General features: G+C 58.6%; 21 protein-coding genes, 1 tRNA gene and 1 riboswitch. Of the genes, 18 read left to right on the top strand and 4 right to left on the bottom strand.

The genetic code is table 11. From position 1 onward, the window contains the following. Nucleotides 1-10 precede the first annotated feature (10 nt). Nucleotides 11-5302, top strand: a complete 5292-nt coding sequence (locus tag PMI23_RS03030; RefSeq protein ID WP_007911450.1) for an SET domain-containing protein-lysine N-methyltransferase — start codon at nt 11-13, stop codon at nt 5300-5302. 132 nt (nt 5303-5434) lie between these two features. Here PMI23_RS03030 and PMI23_RS03025 read toward each other — a convergent pair whose 3' ends face one another. Beyond that, nucleotides 5435-5842 (bottom strand): hypothetical protein, encoded by a 408-nt coding sequence (locus tag PMI23_RS03025; protein WP_007911452.1) that lies wholly within the window; start codon nt 5840-5842, stop codon nt 5435-5437. 180 nt (nt 5843-6022) lie between these two features. Next, a complete protein-coding gene (locus PMI23_RS03020; protein ID WP_007911455.1) occupies nt 6023-6286 on the bottom strand; it encodes a hypothetical protein in 264 nt (87 codons plus the stop codon). A 283-nt stretch (nt 6287-6569) separates the two neighbouring features. Beyond that, a riboswitch (guanidine-I (ykkC/yxkD leader) is annotated at nt 6570-6670 on the top strand. A gap of 63 nt (nt 6671-6733) precedes the next feature. On the opposite strand from PMI23_RS03020, the gene PMI23_RS03015 reads away from it, so the two are divergent. The 13 genes from PMI23_RS03015 to PMI23_RS29155 all read left to right on the top strand — a co-directional run bounded on the left by PMI23_RS03015 (nt 6734) and on the right by PMI23_RS29155 (nt 21286). Then, nucleotides 6734-7801, top strand: a complete 1068-nt coding sequence (locus tag PMI23_RS03015; RefSeq protein ID WP_007911457.1) for a putative urea ABC transporter substrate-binding protein — start codon at nt 6734-6736, stop codon at nt 7799-7801. 18 nt (nt 7802-7819) lie between these two features. Beyond that, complete coding sequence (locus PMI23_RS03010; RefSeq protein ID WP_007911459.1) at nt 7820-8635, top strand: ABC transporter permease; 816 nt, start codon at nt 7820-7822, stop codon at nt 8633-8635. Beyond that, nucleotides 8632-9420, top strand: coding sequence for an ABC transporter ATP-binding protein (locus tag PMI23_RS03005; RefSeq protein ID WP_007911461.1), 789 nt, complete (start codon nt 8632-8634; stop codon nt 9418-9420). The genes PMI23_RS03010 and PMI23_RS03005 overlap by 4 nt, the downstream gene beginning before the upstream one ends. Before the next feature lie 25 nt (nt 9421-9445). Continuing rightward, complete coding sequence (locus tag PMI23_RS03000) at nt 9446-10171, top strand: urea amidolyase associated protein UAAP1 (RefSeq protein ID WP_042704882.1); 726 nt, start codon at nt 9446-9448, stop codon at nt 10169-10171. Between the two features lie 11 nt (nt 10172-10182). Continuing rightward, nucleotides 10183-10824: an urea amidolyase associated protein UAAP2 gene (locus PMI23_RS02995; protein WP_007911464.1), complete on the top strand. Its 642-nt coding sequence runs from the start codon at nt 10183-10185 to the stop codon at nt 10822-10824. 278 nt (nt 10825-11102) lie between these two features. After that, a complete protein-coding gene (gene uca, locus PMI23_RS02990) occupies nt 11103-14735 on the top strand; it encodes an urea carboxylase (RefSeq protein WP_007911465.1) in 3633 nt (1210 codons plus the stop codon). 24 nt (nt 14736-14759) lie between these two features. Continuing rightward, nucleotides 14760-16532: an allophanate hydrolase gene (gene atzF / locus PMI23_RS02985; RefSeq protein WP_007911466.1), complete on the top strand. Its 1773-nt coding sequence runs from the start codon at nt 14760-14762 to the stop codon at nt 16530-16532. Between the two features lie 384 nt (nt 16533-16916). Further along, a complete protein-coding gene (locus tag PMI23_RS02980; RefSeq protein WP_007911467.1) occupies nt 16917-18404 on the top strand; it encodes a sensor domain-containing diguanylate cyclase in 1488 nt (495 codons plus the stop codon). Beyond that, a complete protein-coding gene (locus PMI23_RS02975) occupies nt 18397-18627 on the top strand; it encodes a cysteine-rich CWC family protein (RefSeq protein WP_007911468.1) in 231 nt (76 codons plus the stop codon). Before PMI23_RS02980 ends, PMI23_RS02975 begins: the two co-directional genes overlap by 8 nt. A 33-nt stretch (nt 18628-18660) precedes the next feature. Further along, on the top strand, nt 18661-19353 hold the full coding sequence (locus PMI23_RS02970) for a pseudouridine synthase (protein ID WP_007911469.1): 693 nt from the start codon (nt 18661-18663) through the stop codon (nt 19351-19353). 316 nt (nt 19354-19669) lie between these two features. Beyond that, nucleotides 19670-20554 carry an alpha/beta fold hydrolase gene (locus tag PMI23_RS02965; protein ID WP_007911470.1) on the top strand — a complete coding sequence of 295 codons (885 nt, stop codon included), beginning with the start codon at nt 19670-19672 and terminating at the stop codon, nt 20552-20554. Between the two features lie 158 nt (nt 20555-20712). Continuing rightward, nucleotides 20713-20786 (top strand) — tRNA-Gly (locus PMI23_RS02960). A gap of 254 nt (nt 20787-21040) precedes the next feature. Then, complete coding sequence (locus PMI23_RS29155) at nt 21041-21286, top strand: hypothetical protein (protein WP_007911471.1); 246 nt, start codon at nt 21041-21043, stop codon at nt 21284-21286. On the opposite strand, the gene PMI23_RS02955 is transcribed toward PMI23_RS29155, so the two are convergent. Then, nucleotides 21242-21760, bottom strand: coding sequence for a BRCT domain-containing protein (locus PMI23_RS02955; RefSeq protein WP_042704881.1), 519 nt, complete (start codon nt 21758-21760; stop codon nt 21242-21244). The two genes, PMI23_RS29155 and PMI23_RS02955, sit on opposite strands and share 45 nt — an antisense overlap. A 366-nt stretch (nt 21761-22126) precedes the next feature. Here PMI23_RS02955 and PMI23_RS02950 point away from each other — a divergent pair, with 366 nt between their 5' ends. The 4 genes from PMI23_RS02950 (at nt 22127) to PMI23_RS02935 (ending at nt 24481) form a co-directional block, all read left to right on the top strand. After that, nucleotides 22127-22306, top strand: coding sequence for a type II toxin-antitoxin system HicA family toxin (locus PMI23_RS02950; RefSeq protein ID WP_007911472.1), 180 nt, complete (start codon nt 22127-22129; stop codon nt 22304-22306). A gap of 36 nt (nt 22307-22342) precedes the next feature. Beyond that, complete coding sequence (locus tag PMI23_RS02945) at nt 22343-22750, top strand: type II toxin-antitoxin system HicB family antitoxin (RefSeq protein ID WP_007911473.1); 408 nt, start codon at nt 22343-22345, stop codon at nt 22748-22750. Nucleotides 22751-22893: 143 nt separating this feature from the next. Further along, nucleotides 22894-23211 carry a helix-turn-helix domain-containing protein gene (locus tag PMI23_RS02940; protein WP_007911474.1) on the top strand — a complete coding sequence of 106 codons (318 nt, stop codon included), beginning with the start codon at nt 22894-22896 and terminating at the stop codon, nt 23209-23211. Further along, nucleotides 23204-24481: a type II toxin-antitoxin system HipA family toxin gene (locus PMI23_RS02935; protein ID WP_007911475.1), complete on the top strand. Its 1278-nt coding sequence runs from the start codon at nt 23204-23206 to the stop codon at nt 24479-24481. The genes PMI23_RS02940 and PMI23_RS02935 overlap by 8 nt, the downstream gene beginning before the upstream one ends. Before the next feature lie 58 nt (nt 24482-24539). On the opposite strand, the gene PMI23_RS02930 is transcribed toward PMI23_RS02935, so the two are convergent. Then, nucleotides 24540-24902 carry a DUF6124 family protein gene (locus tag PMI23_RS02930; protein ID WP_007911476.1) on the bottom strand — a complete coding sequence of 121 codons (363 nt, stop codon included), beginning with the start codon at nt 24900-24902 and terminating at the stop codon, nt 24540-24542. Between the last annotated feature and the right edge of the window lie 137 nt (nt 24903-25039).

The raw sequence follows: 25039 nt of genomic DNA, 5'->3' as shown, positions 1-25039 counted from the left end.
GGACAGTCTCATGACGGGCAATACCCTCGTAATCACACCTTCGCAGATTCACCCGCTCCCCCTTGACGATCAATCCACGCCAGAACCTGACGACATCGACTCGTCAAACGCAGGTACCGGCAGTGCCATCCGGCAACCGCTGGGTAATCCGGGTGGGGCATTGTCCTGGCCGATTCCACTGAGTCCAGACGAACAACGGCGCTTGCGCCTGATCACGATGAATCATGCGCACCATTTGGGCGATCAGCCGCTGGTGATGCAAACCAAGGGCGGTGTGCTGGAGTTTCTGCGCTATCGCTGCCCACTCCCGGATAACATCGTGAACGATCCTGCCCGGGTACTTGAAACCCTGCTCGGCTGTGCGCAAGGGCAACTGATGGGCAGAGCTTTGCAACAGAAAATGCAAGGCATTGACAGCGCAAGCAGTGCGATCGATTACCTGCTGGCGGGCATCACACTGCAGCTGGACCCCGAATCGATCACAACCCCTGATCGGCACAAAACAGCCGGCTTTGATCTGGCCAGTGATCGGCATTGGGGTCGGCACGCCTCTGAAGTTGCAGGTGAACTGGCTGCTCATTTAAGCCGTGAAGGTAGAACCAGCGCTGACTTGGCGAAAGCCGGTGCGTACCTTTTGTTGGCCAGGCTGGCCCCGCAGTTTCTGATTGCAGAGACTCCTCAGAATCTGAAAGTTGGCAGTCTGGCTTGGGCCAACCTGACCATGGCAGCAATGGCCATCGAAGCTCAAACACCGGGCAAAGTCCCCGGCCTGACGTTTGCCCAGGTCATGAGCATGGCGCAAAGTGCCCGCCTGGCAGACCCTGCATCTACCCAGCGCATTCAGACAGCTGCGTTACTCGATTGGGCCATGGCCAACGAAATCATCCTGAAAATAAACGATGACAGCTACACCGCCGGACAACTTGAAACGATAAGAGCGACATTTAACCAGGAGCTGGATGAGCGGCTTGCTGCCGCCAGAGTACTGGACAAGGAATTACCGACACGAAAAGACATTGCCCTGGCCATATTGATGGAGCGATTTGGCGATTTGGGTCCGCTTTTCGACGTCAAGGCACTCCACACAGATACATATCGTGGCGAGCGTGGACAGACGGGTTTTAGTGGCATTCATTCGCTACTGGATTACGCGATGATGGATTTGCCGAATCCACGGCCGCTGGCATCGAGTGACTCGCGTATTCCCTTGGAGGCATTGAACAGTAACCCGACATTTGGCGTGCGGGAGGCTTTCGAACAGCAATTCACGCGCGCCATCGAGGCTAAAAAAACCGCTGTCAATACAACGGTCAGGCACATGATCTCCCTGCTCCCACGGGAGGACCGAAAGAATTTCGAGTTTGGAAAAATCAGCTTTTTCCAGCAAGGATCATTTTTGTCAGATGGCTTTTTCAACCATACCCCCTGCCCGAACGCGCCCGGACTGCTCATTGGAACGCAGTTGAGCGGCCACTTCCACGCGTATGAAATCAACATCAATAAAGACACGATCGAACGCATAGCCCCGCACAAGGCAAAGCATCAGGATTCCAGGGAAGCCAACAAATATTTTACGACCAGAGAGCTTGTCCCCCGTGAGGCGGCAAATGAACTGGGTCGTGAGCGCACCGTCAGCGAATCACTTTTGAACAGTTTCAACAGCGCTCGATCCCGTGCGATTGCCGATACCTTTGTACAACATCTTGATCTGGATGACCCCACAATCAAAGAGCTGGCACGCGGGCAGACGCCTATGGACGAATATTACCGGCCCAAGGCGCTAGGGGAGTTTTTGTTGAACCTGATTCCCTTCAGGTCCGCCATCGTCAATTTTCAGAAGGGCAACTACGGCGAGGCGGTATTTGATCTCACAGTGGATGTATTCGGTTTTCTCACTGCGGGCGCCGCCACTGCCGGAAAATTGATCAGGATCGGCAGGACAGCTCTTTCCGCCGGGACCAAGGCACTGAAGACCGTTCATGTTATCGGCGTCGCCACCATCGAGGTGCTCAACCCGGTGGGTGGCCTGGGTAATCTGGCCAGACTCCTCGCTACCGGCGGCGCTCATCTACTCTCCCGAGGTGCCAAAACCGTCAACCGGCTCAGGGGCGCCGCTGACAGCTACGACGTATTGAAAGCTGTCAGCACACAATATGATGCGGCGGCAACAGGCACCATAAAAGTGGCTGGCCAGACTGTGGAAGGCGCCGCCGTGTTGAAGAATGGTCACTGGTATTCATTTGATGCCAACACGATGCGACCTTATGGCAGCCCGATCGAGGAGTTCGCGGTCGCCACCCAGGCGGTCGCCGGCAGAGTGATCACTTCACACGTCGATGAGTTACTCGAGCTGAGCCATGATCTGTTCGGGCATTACGGTGTGCCCGAGTCCACAATCACCGGGCTCTCTCGCAACAGCCAAGGGGTATATGTTGCCGCCGATGGGCATCTCTCCCACATACGCCATACCGATAGCAGCGGTAAATCGACGGTGTACGAGGTCAGACAGATCACTCGCACGGAAGACGGCATTGTGCAGGCGCGGGTCTATCACAATAACCGGCAAACCGAATTGCTGATTCAGCATCTCCGGGATGAGCAGTGGCAACGACTGGGCGCACAAGGGGCTGGGCGGGAGATTACCGCATTGCATTTGCGGATATGGGAAGGATTGTCGACGGCGCAACAGCAACAAGTTACTCGCAGCGGCTTCGCCCGACAGTATCTGCTACCTCGCAAAACATTTGAGTATTACGTCAAGCCTGATGGCCAATTGAACGCCACGGGCGTGCTGGTGCGCGACCGCCCCGTTGACACGCCATTCAATCTGCCGAGCGAAGCGCATGTCCGCGAATGGCAGAAAATGACGCAGAACGCCCGTGACGTAATGACCATGGGCGGATTTGCCGGCCTGCATCACCTGAACCCGGCAACCTTCAGAAGTTACGTCAGGGCCGACGGTGGCCTGGGGCCGGCTGGCGAAGTGCTGCTGCACAGAGCGGCCGGGGGTACCTATAACCCATTTACAGATGACTATCTGCACCAGTGGAATGCGCTCTTCAGGCAGCCGGACAACGCGATGACAGCCACGCAGTTCATGCATCAACATCAGCTCAACCCCTTCATATGGCAGAAGCACGTCAAGCAAGATGGATCGCTGACAGAGGAAGCTGTCAAACGTCTCGATAAGGCGGGACAAAACATCGATCAGCCTGTCTCGCTTCAGCAAGCAGAAGCGCAGGTGATTCGGCAGATCGAGGTGCCCGGCAAGAGTCCGAAGGGCAAGACCCAGAGGGTCACTGCCGAGCACCTGCGGCGATGGGAGGCACTGCCTCAAGCAGAACAGCAGCAGCTAACCCGAGAAGGCTTTGCACTGCAGAATAATCTGCCGCGAAAAACATTCGAGTACTACGTGAAGCCTGACGGCCAATTGAGCGAAACCGGTGTACTCGTACGCGACCGTCCGACAGACAAAACCTTCAATCGGACAAGCGAAACGCACGTCCGTGATTGGCAAAACATGACTCAGCAAGAGCGTGACACCATCACAATTCAAGGATTTTCCGGTCATCATTATCTTCAACCAGAGACCTTTGCGGGCTATGTGTACGCCAATGGAAGCTTGAGGCCAGCCGGACAATCGCTACTGCACCGCGCGGCCGGTGGCACCTATAACATTTTGACCGATGAACATTTGCGTCAGTGGTACGAGCTTTCCAGACAGCAAGACAACACCCTCACGGCAGAGGATTTTGTCCGTCGGCACTCACTCAATCCTGCTACATGGCAATCGAAAGTCAAAATCGATGGAACCCTCAGAACCGCAGCCTTACGGCGTATCGAAAGCGGAGCACAAAGCACAAGAGTGCGCAAACAAAGGATCACTACCGAACATTTGCGGAACTGGCTGGCGTTACCGCAAGCGGAGCGACAGAGCCTCACCCGCGCAGGCTTTGCCCGACAGAACAATCTGCCGCGGAAAACATTTGAGTACTACGTGAAACCTGACGGCGAGTTGAGCGCGACCGGCATATCAGTACGTGACCGTCCTGCCGACCTGGCCTTCAACCAGCCGGATGAAACACATGTCCGTGACTGGCAGAAGATGTCTCAGCAGGAGCGAGACACAATGACCGTGGAAGGTTTTGCCGGTCATCATCATCTTCATCCGAATACACTTTACAGTTATGTCCGGGCCGATGGAGGTCTGGGGCCACGGGGGCAGGCCTTGATGCACAAGGCCGCAGGCCATACTTACAACGCAATTACCGACGAACATTTACGCCGCTGGGACGTGCTTTTCAGGCTTGCGGACAACACCGTCTCGGTGACCGCGTTCGGGCGCCAGAACGGACTCGATCCCCGCCAATGGATGAGCTACGTCAACATTGACGGCACGTTAAAAGACACAGCCTTGCGACGTCTCGAAGGAGTGGGGCAAAGTACCCTGCCACGCCTTGAAGACCAGCCCCCTGAAACGATTGCGCCACAAAAGCGCCCGGCGCCGGTCTCGCTGGACTCACCGCAACCGAAGAAGCCCGCCGAGGCGCCAGAGCGTGTCGACGAAATTCCAGGCCTCTCTTCCGACATCTTGCCAGTCACCATCAAGATTGAACCTGGGGCTTCCTCGTCGTTGCCTCATCAAGCCGACAACACATTGCCGATCCTGCAAGACCCGCAAAACCCGACAATCAGCCGGACCTTATCCGTAGAGGGGCCGATTGATGACATCCGTATCGCCAACTGGAGTGGCCTGCTTGACGGTCTCGATAGCGCAAGCAAACAACACGTATCAACCCAGATCAAGGAATCGATCAAAGACTGGTTGCGTACCGAAGGGCAGCATCAGGTGAGGTTTGATCAGACTCTGGAAGTGCTCACGGCCCTGGATGACGGTGGACCCAATCGCGGCGCGTCGGTATGGGCGCGCCGCGATATTGCCAAATTTGAGGTGCTTGGACCGTACGCGGGCAAATTCCACGAATCAGAAGCGTCATTGTTTCGGGAGATACGCAAACAAGGTTCACGGGCTGTACTGACCTATTTGTTCGGCACACGTTCGGGCAATCGCTCAGTGAGTGCGCTGCACACGGGCAATACCCTGAGCCTGATCAATACCTCGCAACTGGGCAATGGCCCGGCATGGAGGTCGAATAACGTCATTACCATCGCCGCGGGGAAAAACCTGACCTTCTACGTGGCGCTGAATGACATTCGCAAGGGAGATGAATTACTGGTGGATTACGGCCTGTCCTACAAGCCGGTGCCTGATATAGCGATCAAACCGGACCCTAGTCGCTGATCATCAGATTCAAGCGCCAAAGCGACCGCGGCCTTAAGTCATTTAGTGCGCTTTACAGTTGGTCTTCATCCAGACGATATCCTCAGGCACAAAAAAGCGGCGCTTCAAGCGCCGCTTTTCATTTGCGGGTGATTACCAGCGGTTACCACGCCCATTGTGATCGCCGCGTCCACTGTGTCGGTCGTAGTTGCCACGACCGCGATGATCGTTATCCCAACCGCCGCGACGGTGGCCATTCCAGCGCCCGCGATCGTTGTCGTGCCAGCGGCGGCTTTCGTAGTAGCGCGGGGCCGGTTGGTAGTAACGCGGCGCCGACTGGTAATAGCGCGGTTGCTGGTAGTACCGCGGGGCTGGCTGGTAGTAACGTGGCTGCGCGTAATACGTGCTGCCACCCCGGTAATAGGTGCCGCCTGTGTTGTAGTAGGCCGGTGCGGGTGACGTGTAGACCTCTGAGCTGTAATACGAGTCCGCGTAAGAGTACGGGACGCAACCGGCAACGGAAAACATCAACGCAGCAAGCAGAAGAATTCGTCTATACATGGCGGCCTCCTGGACCGCGGGTTGGCCACACCAGCGACGCTGGCAGGCGACAGTCATTTAATCGGTGACTGTCGAAAAATCAGACAGCGTTTTCGGCATCTGGTGCGTTCCTGCAACAAGTTGAAACAAGTGATTAATGAAATCCTGTTCATTTGGAAAACGCTGTCATTCAGCCGCTGATTAATGGTGGCCACCGTGATATCCGCCGCCGTGATAACCCCGTCCGTAACCACCCCGATACCCGTAGCCACCGTGGTAATAACGCGCACCGCCGTAGTAGCGTGGCCCGTAATAACCACCGTAGTAATAAGGCGAGTAATAGCCGGGATAGTAGTAGGTGGACGGATACGCATCGTAGGGACCGGCGTAGTAATAACAACCGGACAGACCGAAACCGAGCACCGCTCCCAGCAGCGCCCTTCGCAACGTTTTTTGAATGAGCATGGCGGCCTCCTGAAAGACCCGCGACAGCAGTCGGCACAGACCGGCTGACATCTGTTTTGACTGGCGAAGCCATGCCGAGTGCCAACACCGCAAAACCATCAGATCAGCGGCAACCACGCTGCATGACGGTGCAGCCGCGCACCAACACAAAGCGCCACATCGCCCTCACCTGCAAACCGACGCCACCCGCGCGCCCGAGCCAGAGCGCCTGACGCAACTTGGCACGCGTCTCGCTTTAGCAAACCCGTGCAGGAGTCATCACAGGTTCGCGGCACCACAATTTGCAATGGCTGACTAGGGTTCCGGCTCGCAATCGCGAGTGGCTGGTCCGAGAGTTGGCGACCTCCAGTTGAGGTTACACGGCGGGACAAAAGCCCGGGAGACAAGCCACCGTTCGCGGTGCCGCGTTGCCTTCCTGTCCGCCCTTGATCAACTGGAGAATCCACCATGACCCGACTACGTTTGCCCGCCCTGCTCGCCGCCGCCTTCGCCGCGCTCATCAGCACGCAATCCCCCGCCGCCCAGAAAGACCACTTCAGCGTGTGCTGGACGATTTACGCCGGCTGGATGCCCTGGGAATACGCCGGCAGCCAGGGCATCGTCGACAAATGGGCGAAGAAGTACGGGATCAAGATCGACGTCGTGCAGCTCAACGACTACGTCGAATCGATCAACCAGTACACCGCCGGCCAGTTCGACGGCTGCACCATGACCAACATGGACGCGCTGACCATTCCGGCCGCCGGCGGCGTCGACAGCACCGCGTTGATCGTCAGCGACTTTTCCAACGGTAACGACGGCATCGTCCTCAAGGGCGCCGGCAAGAAAGTCGCCGACCTCAAGGGCATGGACGTCAACCTGGTCGAACTGTCGGTCTCGCACTACCTGCTGGCCCGCGCGCTGGACTCGGTCGACCTGACCGAGAAAGACCTGAAAGTGGTCAACACTTCCGACGCCGATATCTCCGCCGCTTTCAACACCGAACAGGTCAACGCCGTGACCACCTGGAACCCGATGCTCTCGGACATCAAGGCCAAACCGGGCGTGACCGAGGTGTTCAATTCCAGCCAGATTCCTGGCGAGATCATGGACATGATGGTGGTCAACAGCGCCACCCTCAAAGACAACCCGGCGCTGGGCAAAGCGCTGACCGGCGCGTGGTTCGAAGTGGTCGAGTTGATGAACGCCAAGAACGCCGCGAGCAAAGCTGCGCTGGAGCACATGGCCAAAGCTTCGGGCACCGACCTCGCTGGATTCCAGGCACAACTCGACACCACCAAACTGTTCGCCACGCCAAGCGAAGCGCTGAACTTCGCCACCAGCAAACAACTGCCGGAAACCATGCGCAAGGTCGCCGAATTCTCCTTCCAGCACGGCTTGCTCGGCGAAGGCGCGAAAGACACCAGCGCGGTCGGCATGGCCTTCGCCAACGGCGTGACCAGTGGCGACACCGGCAACCTCAAGCTGCGTTTCGATCCGACTTACGTGCAGATGGCCGCCGACGCCAAGCTGTAAGCCACGGAGGATTTGGCCATGCGCCTGATCAATCGCCACCCGGATCGCCCCAGTCGCCTGCTGTTGGTGATCCTGCCGTTCGCGCTGGTGTTGTTCGCCTACTTCATGGGTTCGGCCGAGCGCCTGGCGGACAACCCCAACGACAAACTGCTGCCCAGCGCCGTGCAGATGAGCGACGCGGTCAAACGTCTGGCCTTCAATGCCGACAGCCGCACCGGTGACTACCTGTTGTGGCAGGACACCGCGTCGAGTCTGCGGCGTCTGGCCATCGGCCTCGGCATCGCTGCATTGGCCGGGCTGTGCCTGGGCATCGCCGCCGGCACGCTGCCGTTGTTCGGCGCGCCGTTGTCGCCGCTGCTGACAGTGCTGTCGATGGTGCCGCCGCTGGCGATCCTGCCGATTCTGTTCATCGTCTTCGGTCTGGGCGAGTTGTCGAAAGTCATGCTGATCGTGATCGGCATCACCCCAGCCCTCGCTCGCGATCTGGAACAGCGCGCACGGGAAATTCCCGTCGAACTGCTGATCAAGGCGCAGACCCTCGGCGCCTCGACCTGGACGCTGATGCTGCGCGTGGTGTTGCCGCAACTGCTGCCACGCTTGCTGATTTCGTTACGGCTGATGCTCGGTTCAGCGTGGCTGTTCCTGATTGCCGCCGAAGCGATCGCCTCCACCGACGGCCTCGGCTACCGGATTTTTCTGGTCCGGCGTTATCTGGCGATGGATGTGATTCTGCCGTACGTGGTGTGGATCACCCTCCTCGCCTGGCTGATGGATTGGGGCCTGAAATACCTGACCCGTCGCGCCTTCCCTTGGTATGAGGGAGCGGCCAAATGAGCTTCATCACCGTGAAAAACGTCTGGCAGCAATACGCCGATCAGGTGGTGCTGGAAGGCTTGAACCTGAGCGTCAATGAGGGCGAGTTCTGCACCCTGGTCGGCGCGTCCGGTTGCGGCAAATCGACCTTCCTGCGCCTGCTGCTCGGCCAGGAAACCGCGAGTCGCGGCGAGATTCTGCTCGACGGTCAAGCGCTGGCCAGCGAACCGGATGCCAGCCGTGGCGTGGTGTTCCAGCGCTACTCGGTGTTCCCGCATTTGAGCGTGCTCGACAACGTCGCCCTCGGCCTCGAATTGCCGCGTGCGCCGCTGATCGGTCGGTTGTTCGGCAGCGCCAAACGTGAGGCGCGCGAACAAGCGGCGGCATTGCTGAATAAAGTCGGCCTCGGCCATGCCCTCGACAAATACCCGGCGCAGTTGTCCGGCGGCATGCAGCAACGCTTGGCGATTGCCCAGGCACTGATCATGAAACCGCGGGTGTTGCTGCTCGACGAACCGTTCGGCGCACTCGATCCGGGCATCCGCAAGGACATGCACGCCTTGCTGCTGGAGCTGTGGCGCGAGACCCGGTTGACCGTGTTCATGGTCACCCATGACCTGTCCGAAGGTTTCAGCCTCGGCACCCGTCTGCTGGTGTTCGACAAGGTGCGCCTCGACCCGCACGCCCCCGGCGCCTATGGCGCACGCATCACCTACGACATCCCTTTGAACAGCGACCGCCGCGCCCAACGCGCCGCCGTCGACGCCTTGCCGTTGCCACTGGCAGGCGCCCTTCGCACCGCTTGAGAGGACTGCTCCAATGAATAAACCGATGACTGATTCGACCCAACTGTTCCCACCGTTTGCCGAAGAAATGCTCCCCGGTGGCGGCCACCGTTCCTTCGTGTTGAAGCGCGGCCAATTGCTGCGCCTGACTGATCTGCGCGGTGGCGCCAACGTCAGCCTGACCCTGCTCAACGCCAATGAAAAAACCGAGCGGCTGAACCTGCCCGACAGCCTCAAGTGCCAACACACCGCCAAACTCACCAGCGGCCACTGCCTGTACTCGGACATGGGCCGCGTACTCGCCGCAATCACTGCCGACACCTGCGGCTGGAGCGACAGTCTCGGCGGTGTGCTCTGCGCCGAAGAAGTCGCAGAAAAGTACGGCCAGGGCCGCTATCAGGAACTGCGCAACGGTTTCTTCCGCAACGGCACCGACAACCTGTTGGTGGAACTCGGCAAGTGGGGTTTGGGCCTGTCCGACCTGCTGATGACGCTCAATCTGTTCAGCCGCGTGAATGTAGATGAGGCCGGGCGTTTCCACTTCGTCGAGGGCAATTCCAAGGCCGGCGACTACATCGAACTGTACGCGCCGATGGACACGCTGGTGGTGCTCACCGCGCTGCAACACCCGATGGATCCGGCGCCGGAATACGCACCAAAACCACTGAAGCTGAGCTGGATGAACGCCGACGCCAGCGTCGCCGAACACTGCCGCACCTCGCGCCCGGAAAATGAGCGCGGCTTTATCAACACCGACCGTTTGTTCGCCTGAGGATCGCTGCCATGTCAGTTGCTATCGCCACTTCGCAAAAACAACCCGACGCAGCGGTGTACCGCGGCACAATCCCGGCCGGTGAACCCTGGCTGATGGAGGTCAAGGCTGGCCAGACCCTGCGCATTCTCGACCTGGAAGGCAATCAGGCCGTCGATACCTTGTTCTACAGCCTCGCCAACCCCAAGGAACGCTACGACGTGCAGCGCACCTTGCGTCGGCAGAACAGCGTCTACCTGAGCACCGGCAGCGTGCTGTATTCCAACCTCGGCCACGCGATGCTGACCATCGTCGCCGACACCTGCGGACGCCACGACACCCTCGGCGGCGCGTGCGCGCAAGAGAGCAACACCGTGCGCTACGCCTTGGAAAAGCGCTACATGCACAGCTGCCGCGACAACTACCTGCGCGCCTGTGCCCATGATGGGCGACTGGGCAAAGGTGACATCGGGCCGAACATCAATTTCTTCATGAATGTGCCGGTAACGGCGGATGGCGGGCTGACCTTCGAGGACGGGATTTCGGCGCCGGGCAAGTACGTCGACTTGCGTGCGGAGATGGATGTGATTGTGTTGATTTCCAACTGTCCGCAGTTGAACAACCCGTGCAACGCCTACAACCCGACACCTGCGGAGCTGCTGGTATGGAACTGAAAATCAGCCGTTTGCGCCGTTGGCTTTTCGCCCTGTGCCAGGCCCGTTCCGGGCAATGCCTTAAAAAGTGAAACCAGCACAAATCCCATTGTAGGAGTGAGCCTGCTCGCGATCGCGGTGTGTCAGACGCATCAGTTTTGATTGATCCGACGCTATCGCGAGCAGGCTCACTCCTACAGGGGCTCGGTGGTGATCTGAAGTGGTTTTTTCATCCGGGACGGCCCGGATGTCTGTCGAAAAACAGCGGGACGGCCCGCTTCCCCTTCAGGGGTTATGCCATGTTCGAAAAAGTCCTCATCGCCAACCGTGGCGCCATTGCCTGCCGCATCCTGCGCACCCTCGGCGCACTGCAGGTCAAAGGCGTGGCGGTGTATTCCGAAGCCGACGCCGCCAGCCTGCACATCCTGCACGCGGATGAAGCGCACAGCCTCGGTGAAGGCGCTGCCGCCGGCACCTATCTGGCGGTCGAAAAAATCCTCGCCATCGCCAAGCAAAGCGGCGCCACCGCGATCCATCCCGGCTACGGATTCCTCTCGGAAAACGCCGCGTTCGCCGAAGCCTGCGCAGCGCAGAACATCGCCTTCATCGGCCCGACGCCGGAACAACTGCGCGTGTTCGGCCTCAAGCACACCGCCCGCGCGTTGGCCAAACAACACGGCGTGCCCATGCTCGAAGGCACCGAACTGCTCGACAGCCTCGACGCCGCGCTGATTGCCGGCGAACAAGTCGGCTACCCGGTGATGCTGAAAAGCACCGCCGGCGGTGGCGGCATCGGCATGCGCGTGTGCCGCAGCGCCAGCGAACTGAGCGAGTCGTTCGAAGCGGTGAAACGCCTCGGTCAGAACAACTTCAGCGACGCCGGCGTGTTTATCGAGAAGTACATTCAGCGCGCCCGGCACCTGGAGGTGCAGATGTTCGGCGACGGACGCGGCGAGGTCATCGCCCTCGGCGTGCGCGACTGCTCGGTGCAGCGGCGCAATCAGAAAGTCCTCGAAGAAACCCCGGCGCCGAACCTGCCCGACGGCATGGCCGACGAGCTGTGCGCGGCGGCGATCAAACTGGCGAAGGCGGTGAACTACCGCAGCGCCGGCACGGTTGAATTCGTCTTCGACAGCGACGCGCAGCGCTTCTACTTTCTCGAAGTGAACACGCGGTTGCAGGTGGAGCATGGCGTCACTGAGCAAGTATGGGGCGTGGATCTGGTGCGCTGGATGGTTGAGCTGGCGGCGGGAGATTTACCGCCGCTGAGCGAGTTGTATCGTCAGCTGAAACCCGAGGGCCACGCGATTCAGGCGCGCCTGTACGCGGAGGATCCCGGCCGCGATTTTCAGCCGAGCCCAGGCTTGCTGACAGCCGTGGAATTCCCGCCGGCCAACGGTATTCAACTGCGCATCGATACCTGGGTCGAGGCCGGTTGCGAGATTCCGCCGTACTTCGATCCGATGATTGCCAAGGTCATCACCTGGGCGCCGAGCCGCGAACAGGCGCGTGCCGAGTTGCATCAAGCGTTAGGCGACAGTCTGTTGTACGGCGTGGAAACCAACCGCGACTACCTGCGGCAGATTCTCCTCGACGCGCCGTTCGCCAGCGGTGAGCCGTGGACGCGTTGCCTGGAAGGTCTGGTCTATCGCGCCAACACCTTCGAAGTGCTCAGCGCCGGCACGCAAACCAGCGTGCAGGATTATCCCGGTCGCCTCGGTTACTGGGCTGTCGGTGTACCTCCATCGGGGCCGATGGACAGTCGCGCGCTGCGTTTGGGCAATCGTCTGCTCGGCAACGCTGACGGCGCGGCGGCGCTGGAAATCACCATGAGCGGGCCGTTGCTGCGCTTCAATTGCACAGCAGTGGTCGCGGTGACGGGGGCGCCGATTGCCTTGACGCTTGAAGGCACAAGCGTGCCGATGAACACCGCGCTGCTGATCCCGGCGGGCGCGACGTTGCATCTGGGCAGCATCAGCGGCGCCGGGGCACGCAGTTATCTGTGCCTGCGCGGTGGTTTGCAGGTGCCGGATTATCTGGGCAGCAAAAGCACTTTCACCCTCGGCCAGTTTGGTGGGCATGGTGGTCGGGCGTTGCGTGCCGGGGATGTGTTGCATATCCCTGCGCTGACTGACCGCAGTGCTGGCCAGCAGTTGACCGAGCAGCACATCACCGCGTTGCCAGCGGTGCGGCAGATCAGGGTGATTTACGGCCCGCACGGCGCACCGGAATATTTTACGGAAAACTACATCGGCAGTTTTTTTCAAACCCAGTGGGAAGTGCATTTCAACTCCAGCCGCACCGGTGTCCGCCTGATCGGGCCGAAGCCGGAATGGGTGCGTGCCGACGGTGGCGAGGCCGGGTTGCATCCATCGAACATTCACGACAATCCGTATGCCATCGGCGCCGTGGATTTTACCGGTGACATGCCCGTCATCCTCGGCCCGGACGGCCCGAGCCTTGGTGGGTTTGTTTGCCCGGTGACGGTGATCGAGGCGGATCTGTGGCAACTGGGGCAGCTCAAGGCTGGCGATAAAATCCAGTTCATCCCCGTCGACCTCAAAACCGCCCGCGATCTCGCCCTGAAATGGGATAACTGTGGGAGCTGGCTTGCCAGCGATGGGGCCCGTCCAGACACCGCATTAACTTCATCGCTGGCAAGCCAGCTCCCACAGGATCTTGTGTCGCCTGTGGTGCTGGAGTTGGGTCAGGGTGATATGCGCTTGGTTGGGCGGGTCTCTGGCGATACTCACCTATTGTTGGAAATCGGCGAGCCTGAACTCAATCTCGTCCTGCGCTTCCGCGCCCACGCCCTCATGCAAGCGCTGGAACACAAATCCCTGCACGGCGTGATCGACCTCACCCCCGGCATTCGCTCGCTGCAAATCCACTATCAACCCGAGCAACTGCCGCTGGCCGATCTGCTCGGCATCGTCGCCGGTGAATGGGACGCGGTGTGCGCCGCCAACGACCTGCAAGTGCCGTCGCGCATCATCCATTTGCCGCTGTCGTGGGACGACCCGGCCTGCCAGTTGGCCATCGAGAAATACATGACTACTGTGCGCAAGGACGCGCCGTGGTGCCCGAGCAATCTGGAGTTCATCCGCCGCATCAACGACCTGCCCAACCTCGACGAAGTGCAGCGCACGGTGTTCGAGGCGAGCTATCTGGTGATGGGGCTTGGCGACGTTTACCTCGGTGCGCCAGTCGCCACGCCGCTGGATCCGCGTCATCGTTTGGTCACAACCAAATACAACCCGGCACGCACCTGGACCGCTGAAAACTCGGTAGGCATCGGCGGTGCCTATATGTGCGTGTACGGCATGGAAGGCCCCGGCGGTTATCAGTTTGTCGGGCGCACCTTGCAGATGTGGAACCGCTACCGCGAAGTCACCGCGTTCGACGGCAAACCGTGGCTGCTGCGCTTCTTCGACCAGATTCGTTTCTACCCGGTCAGCGCCGAAGAACTGCTGCGCATCCGCAGGGATTTTCCACTCGGGCGCTTCGATCTCAACATCGAACACAGCCAGCTCAACCTCGCCGATTATCAGGCTTTTCTCAATCGCGAAGCCGGAGGCATCAACGCCTTTCGTGCCCAGCAACAGGGCGCCTTCAATGCTGAGCGTGAACGCTGGATCGCCAGCGGTCAGGCGCATTTCGACAGCGAAGAAGCCGTGGCGGAGTCCAGCGAAGACGCTCCACTGGCCGACGGTGAGCACAGCGTCGACAGCCACATTGCCGGCAATCTCTGGCAGGTGCAGGTCGAGGCCGGCAGCCGTGTCGCGGCGGGTGACGTGCTGGTGATTCTCGAGTCGATGAAGATGGAAATCCCGGTACTCGCGCCGATGGCCGGGGTGGTGCGCGAGATCCGCGTGCAGCCCGGTTCGGCGGTGCGCGCCGGACAACGGGTCGTGGTGCTGGAACTCGACTGAAGCCAATTGGATAAGGATCAACTCATGAATCTGCAACTCGATGTTCTGCGCCAGGCCTATCGCAATGGCGACACCACACCACGTCAACTGCTGGCGAAACTGCGCGAGAAAGCTGCCGCGCTGAACCCGGATTATCACCTGTTCATTCATCTGCTCAGCGTCGTTGAACTGGAGCCCTACCTTGCCGCCCTCGACGGCCGCGACCTCGACATTCTGCCGCTGTATGGCGTGCCGTTTGCGATCAAGGACAACATTGATCTGGCGGGTATTGCCACCACCGCCGCGTGCCCGGACTTTGCTTATGTGCCGGAGCGCTCGGCGACCATCGTCGAGCAGTTGATCGCCTTGGGGGCGATACCGCTGGGCAAGACCAATCTCGATCAGTTTGCTACGGGACTTAACGGCAGCCGCTCGCCGTATGGCGCGTGCCCGAACAGCGTGCTGACGGAGTATCCGTCCGGTGGCTCCAGCGCAGGTTCGTCGCTGGCGGTGGCGTTGGGCGTGGCCAGTTTTGCCTTGGGCACTGACACCGCAGGCTCCGGTCGAGTGCCGGCGGCGCTGAACAATCTGGTTGGATTGAAGGCGAGCAAAGGCCTGATTTCCACGGCCGGTGTGCTGCCCGCATGCCGCACGCTGGATTGCGTGACCACGTTTACCGCGACGGCGCGTGAAGCCAGTCAGTTGCTCGCGTTGACGGCAAAACTTGATCCGCGCGACGAATACTGCCGCCGCAATCCATCGTGGAATGACGGCTCGGCGTTTGGTGCGCCACGCGCATTTCGATTCGGTGTGCCGCGCGCGCAGGATCTCAAGTTTTTCGGCTGCGTCGAAGGCCCGCTGCTGTTCGGCGATGCCATCGACCGGCTCAAGGCCCTGGGTGGCGAAGCGCTTGAACTGGACCTGTCGCCATTCCTTGAAGCCGCGCGCCTGCTTTACGAAGGGCCATGGGTCGCCGAACGCTATAGCGTGGCAGGCGAGTTGATGGAGCAGAATCCCGAAGCGGTTTTGCCGGTGATTCGTGCCGTGCTGGCCAAGGCGCCGGCGGTGAGCGGCGTACAGACCTTCCGTGCGCAATATCGGCTGCAAGCCTTGAAAGCGCTGTGCGATCAGGCACTCGAAGATCTCGACTGCGTACTCACACCGACTATCGGCCGCCCGGTGACACTGGCCGAACTGCACGCCGAACCGGTTTTGCGTAACTCCGAACTGGGTTACTACACCAACTTCATGAACCTGCTCGACTACGCCGCCGTCGCCGTGCCGAGCGGGTTTATGGCCAATGGATTGCCGTGGGGCGTGACGCTGTTTGGCCGGGCGTTCACCGATCAATATCTGCTGAGCGTGGCCGATGCGCTGCAGCGTCAGCAGGACTCGGCATTGCCCACGCCCGCAAACGTTGCGCGCCATGATCGCGCACGCATCGTGGTGTGTGGCGCGCATTTGCAAGGGTTGGCGTTGAACTGGCAACTGACGCAGCGTGGCGGGAGATTGCTGGAGACGACGTTGAGTTCGCCGGACTATCAACTGCACGCGTTGGCCGGCGGCCCACCGCTGCGTCCGGGCATGGTGCGGGTCAAGGCTGGCGGTGTGGCGATTGCGGTGGAGGTGTGGGAATTGCCGAGCAGTGAGTTGGGCTCGTTCCTCACCGGGATTCCGGCACCGCTTGGGTTGGGCAAGGTGCAACTGGCGGATGGACGTTGGGAGAGCGGGTTTATTTGTGAGCCGTATGGTCTGGAAGGGGCGCTGGACATCAGCCATTTGGGGGGATGGCGGGCGTATCTTGAAACTCGGAGTTGATCCAGAAACCAGCCCTCACCCTAGCCCTCTCCCGGAGGGAGAGGGGACTGACCGAGGTGTCTGTGAGGGGATTGCCATTCAGTGATAATCCGTCGAACTCAGGTTTTGAAATCACCACAATTCAGCCCTCACCCCTGAGGGAGAGAGAACTGAGCGGGGTGTCTTTAAGATAGTTGCCATTCGGTGATACCGAGCCGAACACAATTTTTGAAATCACCACAATCTAGCGCCCTCTCCCTCCGGGAGAGGGCTGGGGTGAGGGAGCGATCCTTCTGACACACCCTCTACGTCATATCCCCCGCCATTTCAGGCATAAATCCCGCAGTCTTTTCCCGGCCATCCCACTAGAATGCATGCCATCGGGCCACTGCTAACGGATCTGCCATGCCGCTTCGTTCTCCCCTGTACTCGCAACGCTCACTGGTCCTGACGCTGATCGCCCTGCTCGGCGCCGGGTTCCTTGCCACGTCGTTACTCAGCTACTACGCCTCCCGCGAGTCGATCCGCGACAACATCGTCAACACCGAACTGCCGCTGACGTCCGACACGGTCTACTCGGAAATCCAGAAAGACCTCGTCAGGCCGATCCTGATTTCCTCGATGATGTCCCGCGACACCTTCATGCGCGACTGGGTGGTCAACGGCGAGCAAAATCCCGAGCAGATGACCCGCTACCTCGACGAAGTCATGACCCATTACGGCGCCTACACGGCTTTCTTCGTCTCCAACAGCACCCTCACCTACTACCACGCCAAAGGCGTGCTCAAGCAGGTCAAGGTCGATGAGCCGCGCGACGCCTGGTACTTCCGCGTGCGCGACATGAATGACCCGTACGAGATCAACGTCGACCCGGATCTGGCTAACAAGGACAACCTGACGTTCTTCATCAACTACAAGGTTTACGACTATCACAATCGCTTCATCGGCGCGGCCGGGGTCGGTCTGACCGTGGACGCGGTGATCAAGTTGATCGACAAGTATCAACAGCGCTATCAACGCAGCGTGTACTTCGTCGACACCTTCGGCCGACTGGTGTTGACCGGCGCCGAGGGCGGGCCTGAAGGCGCGCACATCGGTCAGAGCCTGAGTGAACTGGAGAGCATGAAAAGTCTGGTGAGCCAGTTGCCGAAACCGCACAGCGGCAGCTACGAATATTCCGCTCATGGGCAAGGGCATTTCCTCAACGTACGGTTTATTCCGGAGCTGAACTGGTACCTGTTTGTCGATAAACGCGAAGACGGCGCGCTGAGTGAGATTCGCCAGTCGCTGTACCTGAATCTGCTGATCTGCCTGCTGGTGACGCTGATCGTTCTGGCGCTGCTCAACCGCGTGATCAAGCGTTATCAAAGCAAAATCCAGGCGCAGGCCATTCTCGACAGTCTCACCGAACTGCCCAACCGCCGTGGCTTCGACATTCTCGCCGCGCAGGCTCTGCACGAAGCCCAACGCGAAACCAAACCGCTGACGGCGTTGCTGCTCGACCTCGATCATTTCAAGGTATTGAACGACACCTACGGGCACATGGCCGGCGATCAGGTATTGATCGGTTTTGCCCGCGACCTGCAAAGTTGCCTGCGCCACGCTGACATTGTCTGCCGCTGGGGCGGTGAGGAATTTATCGTTTTACTGAAGGACACCGACGGCGACACCGGTCAGAAAATTGCCGAAAAGATCCGCCAACACGTCGAACAGCACGAATATGCCTACGACGGCCACCGCCTCCATCTGACGGTAAGCATCGGCGCCACCACCCTGCAACGCGATGACACCTTGCACAGCCTGCTGTCGCGGGCCGATCATGCGATGTACCGGGCCAAACACACCGGCCGCAATCGCACCTGCGTGGAAATGCCTCACTCGACTTATGCCTGATTCTGACGTTAAACCCGACCATTGCCCGGCCTGCGGCGCCCGCAACGACTGCAGCCTCGCCGACCCGCGCAGCGCCGACCGCGAATGCTGGTGCTATGGCGTGAGCATCGACCCGGCCGTGCTTGAAGCGCTGCCGCCAGAACTGCGCAACCAATCCTGCCTGTGCCCGCGTTGCGCGCAAGTCGAGGCGCAACTGCAAGCGGCCAAGCGGCCGATCCCGTAAGATGCGCGGTCCTTCATTCACCGAACTCTGAACATGCGTGTCGACCGTTTCCTCAGCAACCTGCCCCGCTACAACCGTCAGCAGGTTCGCCTGTTGCTGGTGGAAAAGCGCGTGCGGATTGACGGAAAAGTCGTCAGCGATCCGCACAGCGAAGTGCTGGAATTCAGCCGTGTCGAAGTCGATGACGAAGTGCTACAAGTCGGCAAAGCGGCGCGCTACTTCATGCTGCACAAGCCGCCGGGCTGCGTCAGCGCCACTCGCGATCCGCAACATCCGACCGTGCTCGACCTGATCGATGAACCGGACAAGGACGACCTGCACATCGCCGGACGCCTGGACTTCAACACCACCGGTCTGATGCTGATCACCAACGACGGCGCGTGGTCACGGCGCCTGACTCAACCGCAGACCAAACTGCCGAAGGTCTATTACGTCGAGACCGAGCAGGAGATTGGCGCGCACTATGCGAGCACCTTTGCCGAGGGGATCTACTTCGCTTTCGAAGACCTGACCACCCAGCCGGCGCAGCTGGAGCTGCTTGGCCCACGGTCGGCGCGGCTGAGCATCGTCGAAGGTCGCTACCATCAGGTGAAGCGCATGTTTGGTTTCTTCAACAACAAAGTCCTGCGCCTGCACCGCGAATCCATGGGGCTTCTGCACCTCGATAACGCGCTAAAACCGGGCGAGTACCGCGCTTTGCGCACCGAAGAGATCCATTTGTTCTAAGCCGGCGACCGCTCAGCAGAAGTTGTCGAACAATTTACCAACGGCACTTGCGCGATCCCGACTCCCCTGCTTGAATCAGGACGTCGGCCAGATTGTGACCGATGAGTCACAACGTACATCCAAGAAACTTTTTGCCGGTAGAGAGCCTTCAAGGCTCCGCCTCAGCCGGCAGACTGCCCGCCAATAACAATACCCGTCGACCGCAGTCATGGATCGACATGGGCCAAGCAAATTCCAGGCGTATGCCTACCTGTCACAAAGCTCGTGCAATCTCTATTTGCGCGCATACCCGCTTGCTTGCCAGGAGTCTTATGACATGAGGCCAGAAATCGCTGTGCTGGATATACAGGGTCAGTATCGGGTTTACACGGAGTTCTATCGCGCAGACGCCGCAGAAAAGACCATCATCCTGGTCAACGGCTCGATGGCCACGACTGCGTCGTTTGCACAGACTGTGAAAAACCTGCACCCGCAATTCAACGTGGTCTGCTACGACCAGCCTTACGCGGGCCGGTCAAAAGCCCACAACCGCCACGAGAAACATCTGACCAAGGACGTCGAAGGGCAGATTCTGCTCGAGCTGATCGACCACTTCGCCGCCGAACACGTGCTGTCGTTCTCCTGGGGCGGCGCTGCGACCCTGGTCGCCCTCGCCCACCAGCCACGGCGCATTGAACGAGCGGTGATCAGCTCGTTCTCGCCAGTGATCAACGCGCACATGCTCGATTACCTCGAACGTGGCGTCGACTACCTCGGCCAGCGCGACGGCGACCGCGTCGGCCATCTGGTCAACAGCACCATCGGCAAACACCTGCCGTCACTGTTCAAACGCTTCAACTATCGCCACGTCAGCAGCCTGGCCGAGCACGAATACGGGCAGATGCACTTCCACATCAGCGACGTACTGCACAGTGATCGGCAGTGCTATCTGAACGCAGCGAAAAAGATCAACGTGCCAGTGCTGTTTCTAAACGGCGAATGGGACGAATACACCGCTGCCGAAGACGCCCGCCTGTTCGGCAACCACGTGGCGCAGAGCACGTTCACCACGCTGCAAGCCACCGGGCACTTTCTCGACATGGAACACAAGGCTGCGTGCCGCGACAGCCAGAACGCCTTGCTCGGCTTTCTGAAACCGGCACAGCAGACCAGCCGAACGCGTTACTCGTTTGTTCAGGATCAACATGCATTGGCTATTTGAAAGGGTGTCGTCGCGAGCGAGGCTGTGGGGTTGGGATTTTGCTTTACGCACCGCAGTGCTCGCCCGCGATTGACCGTTTTCAGTGATTTAAAGCGTTCATGAGTAAAAGAAAAACTTCAAATCCGTGGCCGAGTCTGGTACAAAGTCAGCCGCTCTGAGCGGGTATAGTTTAATGGTAGAACAGTAGCTTCCCAAGCTTCCGACGAGGGTTCGATTCCCTCTACCCGCTCCACTCAATTTTTGTCTCACGTTGTTTTTTTTGACGGGGGATGCAGGAACAGCAAAAACCGGCCTACATGGCCGGTTTTTTTGTGTCTGGGATTTGAGGTTGGCCAAATGGGGCAGTTCGGAACCTTTCAGAAACACTCCGCTAGTTGAAGATGCGCTCTCCCCCTGTACGCTTTTGTTCTCTCTAACGACAATCCTTGAGAAGCGTGCGAGGCACGAAATGGTGCCCATGCTCGGGATCTATGAAGGGGCAATTCCATGACAATCGAATTCGAAGGGGAGTACGCAAGCCCATTCGCAGACTTCATCCGTAATGCGAAATCCCATGAAAAAAAGCGTGTTTACCGTGAAGTGCTGACCGCAGCTACCAAGAAGCAGAATGAGGTGATGCTGGCTGCATGTAACAAGCATTCGGCGGTTGGTGCAGTTTCAATGCGCAGGCTGAGCGAAGTGATGACTTCAGGGGATTTCTCCCGTTGTGATCAGATTCAAGAATTGCTCTGAGTTGATGATGAAAGCTCCAGCCTCAAGTGCCTTGGAAACTTTGGTTGGCCCCGCATTTTCACCATAACAAAGAAACGTCAGCGTCTTGCCTGCCGTACTCATGACCTTCAACCCATATTCCACTGCCTTTTGCTCAAGCTCAGCCCGTTGTGCAGCTGCGAACCCAGTGAAAAGAATTTGATTGATCCTACCCGGTGACATTTTCGGATCAGGCGTTTGCGAAGCGGCTTCTGAAGCAACGAGCGCCGGTGGCTTTCGATCGTGCTGAAGCCTCGGAGAAGGAGGAGCGGCCTCCTTTAAGAGCAGCTCAGCCCCAAGCAATACTTCGATGATGCGATCCTTGCGATAGGTTTTAGGAAAGGTATCGCTGGCCGATCGTCCTTGAATGTAAACCGAATTCTCTGACCATTGAATCAACTCCCGCTGACTTAAATCGCCCTTTGCATCTCTATAGCTGAATTTTAGAGTCGACATCCGTTTCACTCCCTTCTGACGATCACATGGGCAAATTCCATACATAACTACGCTGGCTATATCGAGAGGTGATTTCCTTTCAACAGGCTCGTTGAGGGTCCATGACCTTCGCCCATTAGAGTTCAACGTTAGCAGCCCGAGCAGTGACGTCAGAAAAAGATGTGTTCCATTATTTTGCAGCGGAAGATCGCCACATGAACATAAGCAAAACCCGGTAACACACCCACCTCACCATCGCTTCTGCCTTATCTAGACTGCGCTAAGCGACCCCGCCCGTCAGAGGACCACTACCGACCGGTGGTTATAGTGTTGATCATATTAGCTCAATGGGTATAGTACCCACCAAGCACACCACAGGGAGGTGTTGTGAATAGCCGTTTTTTAATCGGCCAACTCGTCGCAGACGGTTGGTATCTGGTAAGGATCAAAGGAAGTCACCATCACTTCAAGCACCCGAGCAAACCAGGACTGGTCACCGTGCCACATCCAAAAAAGGATCTGCTGAAGAAAACGGCCATCAGTATTTTGCAGCAGGCGCTGCTTTGACTCTCTGAGTCAGTTGCGCCATGGAGGACAACGAATATGCTCTACCCGATTGCGATTTCAATTGGCGATGACCATCACGCCTGGGGTGTAGAAGTCCCGGACATTCCTGGATGCTTTTCCGCCGGAGAGGATCTGGACGATGCCGTCGCCATGGCTCGCGAAGCCATCGAAGGTCATTTCGAGATTCTGGCGGACGACGACGCCCCCATTCCAGCGGCCAGCAAACTGAGCCTGCACGTGGCCAACCCGAAATACGCCGGTTGTGCATGGGCCGTGGTGGATATCGATGTGCTCAAGTATTTGGGCAAAGCCCAAAAGCTCAACATCACCCTGCCGGGCCATTTGCTCAATCGCATTGATGAGTATGTGTTGCATCACCCGGAAGAGAAAAGCCGCTCGGGCTTTCTGGCGTCGGCGGCTCTGAAAGTTTTGCAGCAGGGTTGAACCTTGGCGCGTCAACCCGTGCTGGCCTATCCTACCCATTAAACCTAATTACATTTTCTTGTGAGTTAAAGGATATTTTCAGGTTTAATCCACAGTATATTGCGTACTGAGAATCAAAACTGAACGCCGACGGTACACACGACATGCTGGATTTAAGCCTCACCACCGCAAGCGAGATCGTCAAACGGATTTGCCACCGCCTGCGCACAGAACGATTGGCTTTGGAGATGACACAGGCAGACGTGGCCGCTCGCGCGGGCATTGCGACGAATACGGTGTCAAACCTTGAAGCCGGTCGTAATGTGAGTTTCGACAACATGGTGCGAGTGGCAATGGTTCTCGGGCGCGAAAAGGAACTCGAAGGGTTGTTTCTGCCAAGGCTCGAAACTCTAGACGATATCATTCGCTACGAAAAAACGGCCAAGCGTCATCGCATCAAAAGGAAAGCCGACAATGCTTGAACAAGTGGACGTCTACTACGAGGGCTGGGGTGAACGTTGGCGGTGGGGCACACTTGCTTCGACGAAAGCCCTGACCGGTCGCCCGCAGGTCATGTTTGAGTACAGCGATGAGGCAAAAAACAGAGGGCTGGAACTCTCCTCCTTGAGGCTTCCATTACAGGGAGCCAGGTTAAACCGGGATTTCCCGTCACATCAGTTGGGACTGCCTGGGCCGGTTTATGACTCGCTGCCAGATGGCTGGGGCATGTTGCTGATGGACCGATTGTTCAAACGTCGAGGCCTCAACCCCGCGCGCATAGGCCCCTTGGAGCGGCTAGCCTACATTGGCAACAATGCCATGGGGGCCATGTCGTTTGAACCTGTTGCACCCGAGGCGCTGGAACCGCAAATGCATGTTCCCATCGAGTTGCTCGCGTCCGAAGTGCAGGAAGTACTCAAAGGTAAAGGTGGAGAGCTTCTCCAGAAGCTGCTACTGGTCGGAGGTTCTCCACAAGGCGCCCGACCAAAAGCGCTGGTGTATCGCGATCCGCACACTGACGCCTTTACTACGGCTGCCACTCCCGGTTTCGAAGCCTGGTTGGTGAAGTTTCCGGCTCAGCAAGAACATCCCGAGGTGTGCGCCATCGAAATGGTCTATGCCGAATGTTTACGCTTGTGCGGTATCCAAACCCCTGACACTCGTTATTTCAGCCTGTCTGAAGGAATGGCCGCTTTTGCCACCAAACGCTTTGACCGACAAAACGACTTGCGGGTGCCCATGCAGAGTCTTGCAGCCTTTACCGGTGCGGACTTCAGATCCCCAGGGGCGCTGGACTACGTCAACTTCTTGCGTGCGACTCATAAGTGCAGCAATGACGTACGAGAGAAAGCCGTAGCGTTTGAGCGGGTCGTCTTCAATGTCGCATTCAATAACCGAGACGACCATCCGAAGAACTTTGCTTACATCATGTCGCCTGGCGGAGACTGGAAATTAGCGCCGGCCTATGACGTCACTTTCTGCGAGGGGCCGGGAGGCTATCACCAGATGGACGTGATGGGTGAAGCCTTGGAAATTGGAAGAGAACACCTGCTCAACCTTGCAGTGGAGGCTGAAGTAAACGCCGCTACGGCCGCCGACATCATTGACCGATTTTGCGAGGTGGCTAGCCGATTCACAGCCATGGCTGAAAGTTTGTATCCGGGTGTGATCACCCAGGAAACCTTGCGCACCATTCAACAACGCATCGACCAAAACATCGGGCTACTTGCCGGAAGTCGTGCTGCCAGGTAGCCGTCTCGAGAAACCGGCACTCATTGGCCGGTTTCTTTGGCTTCTTGAAGCGAAAGGATTAACCCGCCGGCACAACCTTATCCAGCGCCTGATTCACCGCCAATTCGCCCAACATGACGACCTGCGCGATGCCGAGTGCAGTCTTGCGGTGCGAGGTGTCGAGCAGCGCGGCGAAGTTGTTGAGCATGGTGGTGGCCGAGCCGAGGGTTTCGCTGGCGTTGGCCAGCAACGATTCGGTGTCATAGGCAGGGTTGGCGAGGTACATCGGTTCAGGTTCGCGGGTGGAACCCATGATCTGCGCGGTCGGGCTGAGGTAGTGGTCGAGCGCGCGTTCGGCGGCTTCGTGGAATTTCTTGGAATTGGGTGATTCGTAGGGGGATGCCGGATCGGTTTCCGGCGGATTTGGCGTTACTTTGTACATGGGCTTGGTACCTATCAATAGGGGCCGCAACCAATCTCGCTACTAAACGGATGGGAGGCAGCTGTGCGCAAGTTAGTAGACCGGACCCCAAACCCTAAATCCGGCGCACCCGAGGGCGCCATGCGCACAGCCACCAT

Source organism: Pseudomonas sp. GM24 (genome assembly GCF_000282235.1).
Classification (GTDB): Bacteria; Pseudomonadota; Gammaproteobacteria; order Pseudomonadales; family Pseudomonadaceae; genus Aquipseudomonas.
Note: the sequence above shows the minus strand (reverse complement) of the source record. Positions and strands in the feature narration are given on the sequence as shown.